The 15,032-nt window shown below is 64.3% G+C and carries 14 protein-coding genes; 11 read left to right on the top strand and 3 right to left on the bottom strand.

Annotated elements, in window-relative coordinates:
- The first annotated feature begins 5 nt into the window (after positions 1-5).
- The 5 genes from narI to E8Q40_RS09515 are packed head-to-tail and all read left to right on the top strand — an operon-like array spanning position 6 to position 3,139.
- Positions 6-710, top strand: coding sequence for a respiratory nitrate reductase subunit gamma (gene narI / locus E8Q40_RS09535; protein WP_137044155.1), 705 nt, complete (start codon positions 6-8; stop codon positions 708-710).
- A 5-nt stretch (positions 711-715) separates the two neighbouring features.
- Positions 716-1,555 carry a peptidylprolyl isomerase gene (locus tag E8Q40_RS09530; protein ID WP_137044154.1) on the top strand — a complete coding sequence of 280 codons (840 nt, stop codon included), beginning with the start codon at positions 716-718 and terminating at the stop codon, positions 1,553-1,555.
- An 11-nt stretch (positions 1,556-1,566) separates the two neighbouring features.
- The gene (locus tag E8Q40_RS09525) at positions 1,567-1,863 is read left to right on the top strand and encodes a hypothetical protein (RefSeq protein ID WP_137044153.1); all 297 of its coding nucleotides are present in this window, start codon (positions 1,567-1,569) and stop codon (positions 1,861-1,863) included.
- Between the two features lies 1 nt (position 1,864).
- Positions 1,865-2,425: a DUF2478 domain-containing protein gene (locus E8Q40_RS09520; protein WP_246663057.1), complete on the top strand. Its 561-nt coding sequence runs from the start codon at positions 1,865-1,867 to the stop codon at positions 2,423-2,425.
- Between the two features lie 15 nt (positions 2,426-2,440).
- Positions 2,441-3,139 (top strand): carbonic anhydrase, encoded by a 699-nt coding sequence (locus tag E8Q40_RS09515; RefSeq protein WP_137044151.1) that lies wholly within the window; start codon positions 2,441-2,443, stop codon positions 3,137-3,139.
- A 12-nt stretch (positions 3,140-3,151) separates the two neighbouring features.
- Here E8Q40_RS09515 and E8Q40_RS21955 read toward each other — a convergent pair whose 3' ends face one another.
- Both E8Q40_RS21955 and E8Q40_RS09510 read right to left on the bottom strand, forming a co-directional pair.
- Positions 3,152-3,310, bottom strand: coding sequence for a hypothetical protein (locus E8Q40_RS21955; protein WP_168197790.1), 159 nt, complete (start codon positions 3,308-3,310; stop codon positions 3,152-3,154).
- Positions 3,311-3,359: 49 nt separating this feature from the next.
- Positions 3,360-3,635: a hypothetical protein gene (locus tag E8Q40_RS09510; RefSeq protein ID WP_246663056.1), complete on the bottom strand. Its 276-nt coding sequence runs from the start codon at positions 3,633-3,635 to the stop codon at positions 3,360-3,362.
- Between the two features lie 33 nt (positions 3,636-3,668).
- On the opposite strand from E8Q40_RS09510, the gene E8Q40_RS09505 reads away from it, so the two are divergent.
- The 4 genes from E8Q40_RS09505 to E8Q40_RS09490 all read left to right on the top strand — a co-directional run bounded on the left by E8Q40_RS09505 (position 3,669) and on the right by E8Q40_RS09490 (position 7,853).
- Positions 3,669-4,169 carry a ferritin-like domain-containing protein gene (locus E8Q40_RS09505; protein ID WP_137044150.1) on the top strand — a complete coding sequence of 167 codons (501 nt, stop codon included), beginning with the start codon at positions 3,669-3,671 and terminating at the stop codon, positions 4,167-4,169.
- A gap of 124 nt (positions 4,170-4,293) precedes the next feature.
- Positions 4,294-5,019, top strand: coding sequence for a Crp/Fnr family transcriptional regulator (locus tag E8Q40_RS09500; protein WP_137044149.1), 726 nt, complete (start codon positions 4,294-4,296; stop codon positions 5,017-5,019).
- Positions 5,009-5,230: a hypothetical protein gene (locus tag E8Q40_RS09495; RefSeq protein ID WP_137044148.1), complete on the top strand. Its 222-nt coding sequence runs from the start codon at positions 5,009-5,011 to the stop codon at positions 5,228-5,230. Before E8Q40_RS09500 ends, E8Q40_RS09495 begins: the two co-directional genes overlap by 11 nt.
- Before the next feature lie 136 nt (positions 5,231-5,366).
- Positions 5,367-7,853, top strand: a complete 2,487-nt coding sequence (locus E8Q40_RS09490) for a glycogen/starch/alpha-glucan phosphorylase (RefSeq protein ID WP_137044147.1) — start codon at positions 5,367-5,369, stop codon at positions 7,851-7,853.
- A gap of 11 nt (positions 7,854-7,864) precedes the next feature.
- Here E8Q40_RS09490 and malQ read toward each other — a convergent pair whose 3' ends face one another.
- A complete protein-coding gene (gene malQ, locus E8Q40_RS09485) occupies positions 7,865-9,625 on the bottom strand; it encodes a 4-alpha-glucanotransferase (protein WP_168197789.1) in 1,761 nt (586 codons plus the stop codon).
- A gap of 118 nt (positions 9,626-9,743) precedes the next feature.
- On the opposite strand from malQ, the gene E8Q40_RS09480 reads away from it, so the two are divergent.
- Both E8Q40_RS09480 and treS read left to right on the top strand, forming a co-directional pair.
- On the top strand, positions 9,744-11,714 hold the full coding sequence (locus E8Q40_RS09480; RefSeq protein WP_137044145.1) for an alpha-1,4-glucan--maltose-1-phosphate maltosyltransferase: 1,971 nt from the start codon (positions 9,744-9,746) through the stop codon (positions 11,712-11,714).
- Positions 11,715-11,721: 7 nt separating this feature from the next.
- Positions 11,722-15,030, top strand: a complete 3,309-nt coding sequence (treS, locus tag E8Q40_RS09475) for a maltose alpha-D-glucosyltransferase (RefSeq protein WP_205995753.1) — start codon at positions 11,722-11,724, stop codon at positions 15,028-15,030.
- Positions 15,031-15,032 lie beyond the last annotated feature (2 nt).

The raw sequence follows: 15,032 nt of genomic DNA, 5'->3' as shown, positions 1-15,032 counted from the left end.
TGACCATGCGCGACATGATCAATTACATCGTCTTCGGCTGGTACCCTTACCTCTGCCTCACTGTCTTCCTGCTGGGCAGCCTGGTGCGTTTCGACCGCGAGCAATATACGTGGCGCTCGGGCTCGAGCCAGCTCCTGCGCCGCCGGCAACTGACCTGGGGCTCCAATCTGTTCCATGTCGGCATTCTGGCGATCTTCGCCGGGCACTTCGTCGGCCTCTTAACGCCGATCTGGGTGTTCGACACGCTCGGCATCTCGCACACCTTCAAACAATGGATGGCCATCGTCATCGGCGGCGTCGCCGGCGTTGCCTGCTTCGTCGGCATGACGCTGCTCATCCACCGCCGCCTGTTCGACGCGCGCATCCGCACGACCTCGTCGTTCGGCGACATCGCCATCCTGCTCATTCTCTATGTGCAGCTCATCTTGGGCCTGAGCACCATCTTCGTCTCGCTCGGTCATCTCGACGGCCATGAGATGGTGAAGTTCATGACCTGGGCGCAGGGCATCCTCACCTTGCAGCCGGGTGTCGCGGCGCAGATCGCCGACGTGCACCCGATCTTCAAGGCGCACCTGTTCCTCGGCATGACGATCTTCCTGGTGTTCCCGTTCACGCGCCTCGTCCACATCTGGAGCGCGCCGGTCTGGTATCTCGGCCGTCGCGGCTATCAGGTGGTGCGCACGCGGCGCCCGATGATCCCGGCGGAGTGAGCGACATGGCGGTATCCATCGAAGTGCGCTTCCCGACGAAGACGACCGAAAAGCCGGTGAAGGTGAGCGTCAACGGCGTCACCATTCCGCGCGACGATATCGTGCGCGAAATGCAGAACCACCCGGCCGACAAGCCGTTCGCCGCGTGGCAACAGGCCGCCCGCGCGCTCGTCGTGCGCGAGCTGCTGATGCAGCGCGCCCAGGCGCTCGGCCTGAGCGCCGAGCCGCTGACGGAGGACGGGCGGCGCGAAACGGAAGACGAGGCGTTGATGCGGGCGCTGGTCGACAGCGAGGTCGCGGTGCCGGAGCCCGACGACGCGACCTGCCGGCGCTACTACGACAGCAACAGAGCCCGCTTCCGTTCGCCGGACATCTATGAGGCCTCGCACATTCTTTTTGCCGCACCGGCGGAGGACAAGGATGCGTCCGCCGAGGCGCGTGCCGATGCCGAGGCCGTGCTGGCGACGCTGCAGGACGACCCCGACGCCTTCGCCGCGCTGGCGCAGGCCTATTCGCGTTGCCCATCCGCGGCACAGGGCGGCAATCTCGGCCAGCTGACGCTCGATCAGGTGACGGCGGAGTTCGCCGACGCACTTGAGACCATGAAGGCCGGCGAGCTTTGCCTGACGCCGGTCGAAACCCGCTACGGCATTCACATCATTCGCCTCGACCGCAAAGTCGAGGGCCGGACGCTGCCTTACGAGGCCGTGGCCGAGCGCATCGCCGACTATCTGCGCGACAGCGTCATGCACCGCGCCCAGGCGCAATATGTCGCCCGGCTGGTGTCGGCGGCGCAGATCGACGGCGTGACGCTGGCCGGCGCCGCCGAGCATCGCGTGAACTGAGGAGACCGAGCATGCTGCTGGGCGATCTGATGCGGCGCCTCACCGACGACACGGCCGCGACCGAACTCATTGTCGGTTTGGGCGATCTGACGCTGCTGCAGGCGATGACCGAACGCGCCGAGGGCGAAGGCCTCGACCTTGCGACCTTCAGCAAGGACGCTGTGCGCTCCTATGCCGCACGGGCGTCGGAAGAAGAATGGGTCACGCTGCTCGGCCAGATCGGCAAGTCGGCCGATCCGGCGGCGATCTTCATCAAACGCGCCTTTGCCAGCGCGATCCAGCCCGCGTGCGAAATCCATGGCCGGTGAAATGTCATCCAATATTCTCGCAGTGGTCTATTCCGACGGCCTCGCCGCCGACCGGATGCTGGCCGACATTGCCTACCGCCTGCGCGACGACGGCGTCGTTGTCGCCGGGCTGGTGCAGCTCAACACCTTCGTCCGCGACCGGACGAAATGCGACATGGCGGTCGAGGAGCTTTATTCGCGCACGGTCTACCAGCTCTCCGAAGATCGCGGGCCCGCCGCCACAGGCTGCCGGCTCGACCACACCAGGCTCACCGAGGCGGCCGGACTGCTTAGCGAAGCGCTGAAGAAACGTCCCGAACTGGTCGTGCTCAACAAGTTCGGCAAGGTCGAAGCCGAAGGCGGCGGCTTGCGCGACGCGTTGGGACACGCCGTCGCGCTCGAACTCCCGCTCATCGTTGGCGTGCCTTATCGCAATCTCGACCAGTGGCGTAATTTCGCCAGCGGCCTCGCCGACGAATGCGAGGTCTCGGCGCCGGATATCCTGCACTGGCTGGAAGCCAAGGGCTTCGCCTTAACGGCCGATGACTATACGCCGACGACGAGCAACGATCTGAGGCCATAGAGCTGGACGGCGCCCATGTGCCTCGACCATCTGTTCGATCGCAATGTCGCCTGGGCGCAGGCCAAGACCCGAGACGACCCCGGTTATTTCGTGCGCATGGCCGGCATTCAGAGCCCGAAGCTATTGTGGATTGGCTGTTCGGATAGCCGCGTGACGGCGAACGACGTGCTCGGCCTCGATCCCGGCGAGGTGTTTGTTCAGCGCAATATCGCCAACATGGTGCACACCAGCGACATGAACCTGCTGGCCGTGCTCGAATATGCCGTCGATGTGCTCAACATCGAACACGTCATCGTCTGCGGACACTACGGCTGCGGCGGCATCCAGCGCGCCTTGGGCGACGAGCGCACGGCGCTGGTCGATCACTGGCTGCAGCCGATCACCATGCTGTACCGCAAGCATCGCAAGCTGTTCGACGCCATACCCGACCCGGCGGCGCGCATCGACCGCATGTGCGAATTGAACGTCGAGATGCAGGTACGCCGCATCGCGGCGATCCCGACCGTCGAGAAAGCCTGGCTGCGCGGGCAGCGGCTGCACCTGCATGGCTGGCTCTACGGCGTCACCGACGGCTTGCTGCGCGATCTCGGCCCGCATTTGTCGTCGATCAAGGAGCGCGATGAGCTTCCGAGCATCGACGACCGCGCCCGCCAGCCGATCGAGCCGGTGAGCGGGATGCGCCAGCACGCTTTGGCAGCGTTCAACGCGGTGTAGGCGACCAGTTGCCTAACTGGTCTGGCTCGCCTGGTCGAAGTCCTGATCGCGATCCTTCTTGTCCGGCACCTTCTGCGAGGAATCCTGCGACGACTGGCCGGGGTATTTCCACGGTTCGTGCGTCCCCTGCTGGCCGGTCTCGATGTTCTTCTCGTGTTGCTTAGTCGGCATCGTATTCCTCCGGTCGCTTCGCCGAGCCGGCTCGGCCATTGCAAGCACGTCACGCCGGATGGCCGTCGAACTCACCATCCTTTGGCATCTGGTCCTTCTCCGCCCGCGGCGGTGTCGGATGCGTGTCCGGCTTTCCGGGCACGCCTTGCGGGCCCAACTGCTCTCTTGCCCGATCGTCCTCGGTAATCAGGTCGCCGCCTCTTTGTGACTCGTTCTTGACGTGAGACATGGCAACGTCCCTTCCATATTCGGGGGCAAACGCGTGGCTGCGCAATTTGTTCGCATCCGGCTCAATTACAAAGGAACTCTCCAGCAGCATCCGCATTAGGACGCCAGCCAATCCCAGCGGAGACGTCCCATGTCAAAAGTTAAAACCCTCGACACGCTTTTCCACGACACCCTGAAAGACATCTATTTCGCCGAAAAGAAGATCCTCGTCGCGCTACCCAAGATGGCGAAAGCCGCGCAAAGCGATGAACTGCGCGCCGCCTTCGAGAAGCACGAAGCCGAGACCGAAGGTCAGGTGGAGCGCCTCGAGAAGGTATTCGCGGAAATCGATGCCAAGCCTCAAGGCAAAACCTGCGACGCCATCATGGGCATCATCGAGGAAGGCAAGGAGATCATGGAGGAATATGACGGCTCCCCGGCGCTCGATGCCGGCCTCCTCGCCGCCGCCCAGGCCGTCGAGCACTATGAAATATCACGCTACGGCACGCTGGTCGCGTGGGCAGAGAAGCTCGGCATGACCCAGGCCGCCAAGCTGCTTCAGCAGAATCTCGACGAGGAAGAGAAGACTGACGAAGCTTTGACCGGTCTGGCCGACACGGCGATCAACGAGATGGCCGAAGCCGCGGAATAGCTGCTGCACCGCTGCACGTTCCCGTCATCGGCCAGTCAAGCGCCGGTGGCGGGAGTGCGCGCGTTTGCGCCGGAACAATTCCGCGACGGGGGCAGTTGGCAACCGAGTTCTGTTGAGAACGCGGATGCCGTTTATCGAACCCCTCATCACCAAACTTGAATCAATCGGGACGCTGAGCGCCAAGGACCGCAACCTCCTCGACAGCCTGCCGATTGTCTCCCGCCGGCTGACGCCGCAGGAGTATCTGCTGCATCAGGGCGACCGGCCGACGAACAGCGCGGTGGTGCTGGAGGGAGTCATGGCCCGATTCCAGGAGCTTCCTGACGGCGACCGCCAGGTGGTCTCATTTCATCTGCGCGGAGATGCGCCCGACCTGCACACGCTGTTCATCAATCGCATGGATCACTCACTGGTGGCGATCACCGACTGTCTTGTCGGGCTGATCGCGCACACCGAGTTGCGGCACATCATGCCGGCCTCACCGTCCCTCACCGCCCTGCTCTGGCGCGTCACCTTGATCGATGCCGCCGTATTTCGGCAATGGATCGCCAATAACGGACGGCGTGGCGCGCTGGCGGGAACGGCACACCTGTTGTGCGAATTGATCGTCCGCGCTCGCGCGATTGGAGACCTGACAACCGACGAAGCATGGCGCATGCCGTTCACGCAGCAACAGCTCGGCGACGCTCTGGGATTGAGCCTGGTGCACACCAATCGCACTCTCAAGACCCTGCGCGAAGCCAACGCCGCCGTGATCGACCGCGGCTATTTGCGTGTTCTCGACTGGGAAAAATTGCAACAGCTCGCCGGCTTCGACCCCACATACCTGCATCTGAAACATGAAAATTGAATTCAAACCCGTCACGCTCGTGATTGACGATGAGGCCCGGCTCGTCGAGATGGATGGCCGGCTGCTGGCCGTCGTCACCCTTCACGATGCGGCCGATGTCGGCGCACCGGTACACGTCGAGGCGCATTTCCACGGCGACGCGCCGAACACCTTCGATTCCCTCGATGCCATGGAAATCTGGATCAGGAGCAACCACGGCCGCATCGGCTAGCGACTGTTCCAGCCGCGCGACGCGCACTCTCCACCGCGCCACCGAAGTTCCACGAAGTTGCGGGTTTTGTTGCCGCTGCGAGGGGCCTATATTCAAATGACACAGGCGGAACTTTTTTCGATTCCCGCGATCTGGCATGCAGGACGGTTCGATGCAGCAAAGCGGCGCAGTTCCCATTTCCAAGCGGCACGCGGCCAGCTCACCGGCGGAAAATGAACTGAGCGCCGCGATCGGTGAGAAACTGACCTACGGTCTGGGCAAGAGCTTCGACACCGCGACGGACAACGACTGGTATCACGCCACGGCACTGGCGGTGCGCGATCGCGTCGTCGATGTCTGGATGGCGTCGCGTCGCCACACAAAGGCGCAGCGCAAGAAGCGCGTTTACTACCTCTCGATCGAGTTTCTCATCGGCCGGCTGCTGCTGGATGCGCTGACCAATCTCCGTCTGGTCGAGCCGGCGCGCCGGGCACTGGCCGAATACGGCGTCGATCTCGATCGCCTGCGCACCGGCGAACCGGATGCCGCGCTCGGCAATGGCGGCCTGGGTCGCCTCGCCGCCTGTTTTCTCGACAGCATGTCGGCGCTGCAGATTCCGGCCTTTGGCTACGGCATTCGCTACGAGAACGGCCTGTTCGAGCAGCGCATCGTCGATGGCTGGCAGCACGAAGTGCCGGAGGATTGGCTCGCCACCGGCAATCCGTGGGAGTTCATGCGGCCCGAACTGCGCTATCCGGTCGGCTTCGGCGGGCGCGTGGAGTATGTCGGTGCGCCGGGGCCGACCGCGCGCGCCATGTGGTATCCTGACGAGATCGTGTTCGCCCTGCCCTTTGACACGCCGATCGTCGGCTGGCGCGGCCGCCATGCCAATACGCTGCGACTCTGGTCGGCCCGGGCTGCCGATCCGATCCACCTCGAGACCTTCAATCGCGGCGACCTTGTCGGCGCCACCGCGGCGCGCGCCCGGGCCGAAGCGATCTCGCGCGTTCTCTATCCGAACGACGGCACCGCCATCGGCCAGGAGCTGCGGCTGCGGCAGGAATTCTTCTTCACCTCGGCGACGCTGCAGGATCTGACGCGGCGACACATCGAGGAATTCGGCACGCTCGACACATTGCCCGATCAGGCCGCCGTGCAGCTCAACGATACGCATCCGGCCATCGCCGTGGCCGAGCTGATGCGCATCCTGGTCGACGAGAACGAGATCGAGTGGACCAAGGCCTGGCACATTACCCGCGCCACATTGAGCTACACCAACCACACTTTGTTGCCCGAGGCGCTGGAGACCTGGCCGGTCGATCTCATGGGCCGTCTACTGCCGCGTCACCTGCAGATCATCTACGCCATCAACTGGCTGCATCTGCGCGAACTCGACAGCCGCGGCCTCGGCGAGCCGGAACTCGTCGCGCGCGTATCGCTGGTGCATGAGGACGACCAGCGCCGCATCCGCATGGCGAACCTCGCCTTCATCGGCACGCATACCGTCAACGGCGTCTCGGCGCTGCATACCCGGCTGCTGCGCGACAATGTGTTCGGCGATCTCGCACGCTCGTCGGCGACCCGCATCGTCAACAAGACCAACGGCATCACCTTCCGCCGCTGGCTCTTCGAGGCCAATCCCAAACTGACGTCCCTGCTGGTCGACACCCTCGGCGAGAGCGTGCTCGACGATCCGGCGCGGCTCACCGAACTTGCCGGGCTTGCCGGCGATGCCAAATTCATGGCGCGCTACGAATATGCCCGGCTCGCCAACAAGACCGCGCTCGCCACGCTGCTGCGTTCGAAGACCGGCGTCAAGGTCGATCCGCATGCCCTGTTCGACGTGCAGATCAAGCGCATCCACGAATACAAGCGCCAGCTCCTCAATCTCCTCGAGACCATCGCGCTCTACCAGGACATCCGCGCCAACCCGAACGCCAACCACGCCCCCCGCGTCAAGATCTTCGCCGGCAAGGCGGCCGCCAGCTACGACCGCGCCAAGCTGATCATCAAACTGGCGAACGACGTCGCCCAGGTCGTCAACAACGATCCTGCCGTCGACGATCGCCTCAAGGTCGTGTTCGTGCCCAATTACAGCGCCAGCCTCGCCGAGGCGATCATCCCCGCCGCCGACGTCTCCGAGCAGATATCGACCGCCGGGCTGGAAGCCTCCGGCACCGGCAACATGAAACTCGCGCTCAACGGCGCGATCACCATCGGCACCCTGGACGGCGCCAATATCGAAATCTGCGAGCATGTCGGCCGCGACAATGTCGTGATCTTCGGCCTCGAGGCCGCCGACGTGGCAGAACGGCAGAAGCGCCACTTCCGCGGCGAAGTCGCCATCGCCGCCTCGCCGCGCCTTGCCGCCGCGATCGACGCCCTCGCCTCCGGCCAGTTTGCCGACGGCGATCGCGATCGCTACGCCCCGCTCGTCATGGCGCTGCGCGACTATGACCGCTTCATGGTCGCCGCCGACTTCGACGCCTATTGGGAGGCGCAGCGGTCCATCGACCGCCTTTGGCGCTCGCCGCCGGACTGGTGGCGCATGAGCATTCTCAACACGGCGCACATGGGCTGGTTCTCGTCCGATCGCACCATTCGCGAATACGCCGAGGACATCTGGCGCGTGCCGGTCGCCTGAGACGCAGCGCCTTAAGTCTTGCGTCCCGCCTGCGCGAAGGCCTCGGCCACGGCCGCCAGCTCAGCATGGCTCGCAAGCTCTTCGAGACTGACCGGCAGCTTGCGCCGCCAGTTCGGATGCTCGGCCACCGTGCCCGGAATGTTGGGCTGATCGAGCGCGTCGACAACATCGTCGAGACCGACCATCGCCAGCTTCGACGGCGTCGCGCCGAGCACCGCGGCGACCGCGGCGAAGTCCTCGGACGAGCGGCCGCCGCCGAACTCCCCCAGCAGCCGGCGCAGCGCGCCCTGCCACCAGGTCCGCGCTTCCGCAGTCTCGCCGGGATCGACGCCGATCTCGTTCTTCGTCCGCAGGTCGTGGCCCGTGATCCAGCCGCGGAAGGTCGGCAGGTCGTGCGTATTGAAGGTCGCCAGCGCCTGCTCGGGATAGGTCTGCGGCGCGGCGAACTCTCCATCATGCCGGCGCTCGAAGAGCAGCACGCGATAGGTCCACAGCCCCCAACGCATCATCGTGTCGCGAAAGCCGTCCGGCACCGTGCCGAGGTCTTCGCCGATCACCACGCAACGCGCCTTGCGGCTTTCATCGGCAATGACACGCAACATCGCCTCGAACGGATAGCGCACATAAGCGCCATTCTTCGCGCCGGCGCCGACGGGCATCAGAAACATGCGCTTCAGGCCGAGAACATGGTCGATGCGCACGGCGCCGGCATGGCGCATGGTCGCGCGCAGCAACCGGCGCAGCGAAGCAAAATCGTTCGACGAGATGTGCGATGGATGAAACGGCGCGAGACCCCAATCCTGCCCCGCCGGATTGAACTCATCGGGCGGCGCCCCGGCCGAGGCATCGGACAGCACCGTGTCCTGATCGCTCCAGGCGTCGGCGCCGTGGCGGTCGATGCCGACAGCGAGATCGACATAGAGCCCAACCGGCATGCCGAGCTGGCGCGCCGTCTCCTTGCACGCGGCCAGTTGACGGTCGGCGATCCACTGGCAGAACGCGACGAAGCCGCAGGCATAGTGCGACTCGTAGAAGTCCGACAGTGCCGCCTTGTCCGGCGTTCGCCATGGCGCCGGCCATTCCGGCCAGGGTCGCGGCGACAACTGCCGGCGCAATACTTCGAAGCAGCAGAAGCGCAGCAAAGCTTCCCCTTGCTCCTCGCGAAAGGCATCGAAATCGGAGAGCCGCTTGGCTGTGGCTCCGGCCCTGAAGCCAGCATAGGCGCGTGCCAATGCCGCGAGTTTCAGTCGCGCGACCGCGCCGTAGTCGATCAGGTCGAGCCCCCGCAGACGCGCTGCTTCGGCCTGCTCCGCAGCGGTAAGCCCGCCAAACTCGGGGATCGCCTGCACATCTATATAGAGCACATTCAGGAACAGCCGGCTGTTCGGCCCATAGGGGCTCGCCCGCTCCGCATCTTCCGGAAACAGCGCGTGCAGCGGGTTGAGGCCGATGGCCGCGGCACCGAGCGGCGCGGTGGTCTCGATCAGCCGCTTGAGGTCGCCGAAGTCGCCATGTCCCCAGTTGCGCGCCGACCGTAGCGCATAGAGCTGCACCGCGAGGCCCCAGACGCGGCGGCCATCGCCCTGAAACGCGCGGTCATGATCGGCGAATGCGGGCTCCGCTTCTGTCTGAACAGGACTTGCGCCGTCGCGTCGAAGCGACAGCAAAAGACGTTTGATCGTGTCTTCTGGCACGGCGTGCCAGTGGCCGAAGACATCATGATAGCCCGGCTCGATGCCCCAGCGCTCGGCTTCTGCGACCATATCGTTCATCGCTTCCGCCCGCCGCGCCATCCGCAAAATGGGAACTTTTCGGTAGCTGGCCGGTTGACTGTGCGGGTAAGGCGGCCCGCCGAAATTCCGTCCGGACGCGAGCCGTGGTGTGGCAGGCATGGGACTTTTCGAGCAGAAGCAGACAATTGAACAATCCCCGAGTGATCCGACCGGCCCTCGATTCCACATCGAGGGAATTTTCCCCGGCGTGGATGGTGGCCGCTACGCAGTTAAACGCATTGCCGGCGAAATCGTCGACGTCTGGGCGGATATTTTTCGCGACGGTCACGATGTGCTCGCCGCCGCGCTGATCTGGCGGCGCGAAGGCGAACCGGACTGGCACCGCGAGCCGATGCAGCTGCACAGCAACGACCGCTGGCATGGTCGCTTCGTGCCGCCCGAGCCGGGATACTATCTCTTCGCGATTGAAGCCTGGACCGACCAGTACGGAACGTGGCGCAAGGAGTTCACGCTCAAGCGCGCCGCCGGACAGGACGTCACGCTCGAGGCCCGTGAGGGCTATGACCTGCTGCTCCAGCTTCTCCCCTCCCAGGCCGAAGCGCGTCACGTCGCCGATACCGCCGCGCGCCGCTACGCCGCCGAAATGGACCCCGGCGTCCTGCTCGACGACGATCTCGCGGCCGTCATGGCCGAGCATGGCGCCCGTCCCGATCTGACGCGCAGCCCGAGCGTGCCGCTGGTCGCCGATCGCGAACGCGCGCGCGCCAGCGCCTGGTACGAAATGGTACCGCGCAGCCAGAGCCGCGTGCCCGGCCAGCACGGCACCTTTCGCGACTGCATCGCGCGCGTGCCGGAAATCGCCGATCTTGGTTTCGACGTGCTTTATCTCACGCCGATCCATCCCGTCGGTCGCACCAACCGCAAGGGCAAGAACAATGCCGTCAAGGCCGAGCCCGGCGACGTCGGCTCGTTCTATGCCATCGGCAACGAGCATGGCGGCCACGATGCGATCGAACCGCAGCTCGGCACGCTCGACGATTTTCGCGACCTCGTCTCCGTCTGCCACCGACATGGCATGGAGATCGCGCTCGACATCGCCATCCAATGCTCGCCAGACCATCCCTGGCTGAAGCAGCACCCGGAATGGTTCAGCCGGCGGCCCGACGGCTCGATCCGCTATGCCGAGAATCCGCCGAAGAAGTACGAGGACATCGTCAACCCGGACTTCTATTGCGACGACCGCATCGGGCTGTGGACCGCGCTGCGTGACGTCTTCCTGTTCTGGGTCGGCCACGGCGTTCGCATCTTCCGTGTCGATAATCCGCACACCAAGCCGTTCCCATTCTGGGAGTGGCTCATCCGCGAAGTGCAGTCGCGCGACCCCGGCGTTATCTTTCTTGCCGAAGCCTTCACCCGGCCGAAGGTGATGAAGGGCCTCGCCAAGCTCGGCTTCACGCAATCCTACACATATTTTACCTGGCGCACGCACAAGGCCGAGATCGAGGCTTACCTTGCCGAGCTCACCGGCTATCCGGAGCGCGACTACTACCGCCCGAACTTCTTCGTCACCACGCCGGATATTCTCCCTGTTCAATTGCAGACGGGCGAGCCGTGGCTGTTCAAGGCGCGCGCCGCGCTCGCCGCGACGGCGTCATCGAACTACGGCATCTATAACGGCTTCGAATTGATCGAATACGAGCCCCTGCCCGGCCGCGAGGAATACATCAATTCGGAAAAGTACGAGATCCGCACCCGCGACTGGAACAAGCCGGGCAACATCAAGGACTATCTCAAGCGCCTCAACACGATCCGGCGCGCCAATCCGGCTATGCTGCAAACCGCCGATCTGCGCTTCCTGCAGACCAATGACGGCAACGTCACCGGTTTCCTCAAGGAGTCGCCCGGCGGCGACAATGCGATTGCCTGCGCCATCGCGCTGAGCCGCACGCCCAAAGAGTTCTGGCTGCATTTCGGCGACCTCACGATCGGACCGCCGGACGACCGCCGCCCGGTGCGCGCGGCCGAAAACCTCGTCACCGGCGAGCGCCATCTGCTCGAATGGAACGGCCTGCGTGTTCGCATCGAACCGGATCGCGATCCGGCGCTTTTACTTCGGTGCGAGGTATGAGGCGGCCATGAACATGCATAAAAGCATCGAGACTGTTCCCGCCTTCTCCGAGACGCCCGACGACGGCCTCTGGTACAAGGACGCGATCATCTACCAGCTTCATGTCAAGGCGTTCCACGACAGTAATGGCGACGGCATCGGCGATTTCGCCGGCCTGACCGAGAAGCTCGACTATCTGCGCGATCTCGGCGTCACGGTGCTGTGGCTGCTGCCGTTTTATCCGAGCCCCGGCCGCGACGACGGCTACGACATCTCGGACTACGGCGATATCAACCCGCAGTTCGGCACCATGAAGGACTTTCGCCGCTTCATGGTCGAGGCCAAGAAGCGCGGCCTTCGTGTCATCACCGAACTGGTGGTCAATCACACGTCGGACCAGCACGCCTGGTTCAAACGCGCACGGCGCTCGCCACCCGGCTCGAGCGCGCGCGACTGGTATGTGTGGAGCGACACCGACCAGAAGTTCCTCGAAACCCGTATTATCTTCACCGATACCGAGAAATCGAACTGGGCCTGGGACGCCGAGGCCAATGCCTTCTATTGGCATCGCTTCTTCTCGCACCAGCCGGACTTGAATTTCGACAATCCGCGTGTCGTGCGCGCGGTCGTGCAAGTCATGAAGCGTTGGCTCGATACTGGCGTCGACGGCTTCCGTCTCGATGCCGTGCCCTATCTGATCGAACGCGAAGGCACCAGCAACGAAAACCTTCCCGAGACGCACCTCATCATCAAGCAATTGCGCGCCGAACTGGACGCCTATGCGCCGGGCAAGGTGCTGCTCGCCGAAGCCAATATGTGGCCGGAGGACGTGCAGCAATATTTCGGCAATGGCGACGAATGCCAGATGGCCTATCACTTCCCGCTGATGCCGCGCATCTACATGGCGATCGCGCAGGAAGACCGCTTCCCGATCGCCGACATCATGCGGCAAACGCCCGAAATCCCATCGAACTGCCAGTGGGCGATGTTCTTGCGCAACCACGACGAACTGACCCTCGAAATGGTCACCGACGTCGAGCGCGACTATCTGTGGTCGACCTACGCCGCCGACCCCCGCGCGCGTATCAATGTCGGCATTCGCCGCCGCCTCGCGCCGCTGATGGACAATGACCGGCGCAAGATCGAATTGATGAACTCGATCCTGATGTCGATGCCCGGCACGCCGATCATCTATTACGGCGACGAGATCGGCATGGGCGACAACATTTTCCTCGGCGATCGCAATGGCGTGCGCACGCCGATGCAATGGACGCCGGACCGCAATGGCGGATTCTCCCGCGCCGATCCGGCCGCGCTCTTCCTGCCCTGCATCATGGACCCCGTCTACGGCTTCTCCGCCGTCAATGTCGAGGCGCAGAGCCGCTCGGCTTCATCGCTGTTGAGCTGGATGCGGCGTCTGATCGCCGTGCGCAAATCGACCTCGGTGTTCGGCCGCGGCACGCTCACTTTCGTGCGGCCCGCCAATCGCGCCGTATTGGCTTATGTGCGCCAGCTCGGCAACGAGGCCATCCTCTGCGTTGCCAATCTGGCGCGCACCGCACAGGCGGTCGAACTCGACCTGCCTCAATGGGAAGGCCGCATCCCGCAGGAGATGCTCGGCCGGACGAATTTCCCGCGCATCGGCCAATTGCCCTATCTGGTGACATTGCCGCCTTACGGCTTCTTCTGGTTCCAGCTCAACGAGGAAAGCGGCAAGGTCGAGGAGACGAAGCTGCCGCGCGAGATTTCCACGCTCGTGCTCGGGCCGACGCTGCAGTCGCTGACGTCCGGCTGGACCTTGCGCACGCTCGAGAATGATGTGCTGCCGGGCTTCATCGCCAACCGCCGCTGGTTCGGCGAAAAGAACCAGCGCACGCCCTCGATCAAGGTATCAAGCGCGATCCCGGTGGAGTTCGGCAATGACCGCTTCCTGATGGCGGTGGCCGATACATCCAGCGGCGCCGGCACCAGCCGCTACATGCTGCCGCTCACCATTCGTTGGTCGCGCTACACCGCCATCGACCGCGGGCCAGCAAGCGTTCTGGCGGCCGTCCGCCGCGGGCCCCGCGAAGGCACCCTGCTCGACGCCACGGTGGAGCCCGAATTCATCGCGGCGCTGCTGGCCAGCATCCGCGCCGGCGCCGTAGCGGGGCATACAGTGGCGGGGGTTGGAGACCAACGCATCGAATTCAGGCCGACCGGAGTTTTCGCCGCCGCGCCGCCGCCGGAGGTGAAGTCCGTGAAGGCGGTCGATCGCGAGCAATCGAATTCCAGCATCATCGTGGACGACCGCTATGTCGTGAAACTGCTGCGCCGCCTGTCGCCGGGCATTCATCCGGAAATCGAGATCGGGCGTTTCCTGACCGACGAGACCTCGTTCCAGAACGCGCCGGCTTTGCTCGGCTCTGCCGAACTGATCGAGGGCGACACCAGCAGCGCACTGGTCGTGGTCCATGCCTTCATCGAGAACCAGGGCGATGCCTGGAGCCTGACCGTCGGCTCGCTCGAGCGCCTGATCGATGCGCAGCGGCTCAATCTCGCCGAGCCGATCCTGGAAACCGCCGATACGCCCGTGCTGCTGCAGCGCATCCGGCAGATCGGCAAGCGGACGGCGGAGATGCACCTCGCCTTCGCCAGCCGGCCGGACATTGCCGCCTTCGCGCCGGAGTCGATTACGGATGTGGACGTTGCGGCCTGGACCGACGATCTGGCGGACCGCACGCGCGCCCGGCTGGACCTCGTCGCCAGCTCCATGGCGAACCTCCCGCGGGAGATACATCCAATTGCCTCACGGCTGACCGAGAGCCGCGAGGCCGTCCTTTCTCATATCGAAAACGGCCGCAAATCGGCCTTTGACGGCCAGAAAATCCGCCACCACGGCGATTTCCATCTCGGCCAGGTCCTCATCGCCAAAGATGATGCCTACATCCTCGACTTCGAAGGCGAGCCCCGCCGTACCGTCGAGGAACGTCGCCGCAAAGCGCCGCCGGCGCGCGACGTCGCCGGCCTGATCCGGTCGATCGATTACGCCATCAGCGCGGCCATCGCCAATGCGCCGGACCTGAACGACGAGGACCGCAGCGTGCTCACGCCGCTGATGCGCGACTGGGGCGATCGCCTGACCGAGGCCTTCTGGTCCTGTTACCGCGAGACGCTCGGCGATAGTGGCCTCTGGCCGGCCGATGCGGAGCAGGCCCGGCAGTTACTCGACACCTTCCTGTTGGAGAAGGCGCTCTACGAAATCGAATACGAACTGACGAACCGCCCCGCGTGGTCGCATATTCCGCTGGAAGCGACGGCGCGCATTCTCTTTCAGCGCGGGGTGATTGCCTTATGAAC

Source organism: Pseudolabrys sp. FHR47, from assembly GCF_005153485.1.
Lineage (GTDB): Bacteria > Pseudomonadota > Alphaproteobacteria > Rhizobiales > Xanthobacteraceae > Pseudolabrys.
Note: the sequence above shows the minus strand (reverse complement) of the source record. Positions and strands in the feature narration are given on the sequence as shown.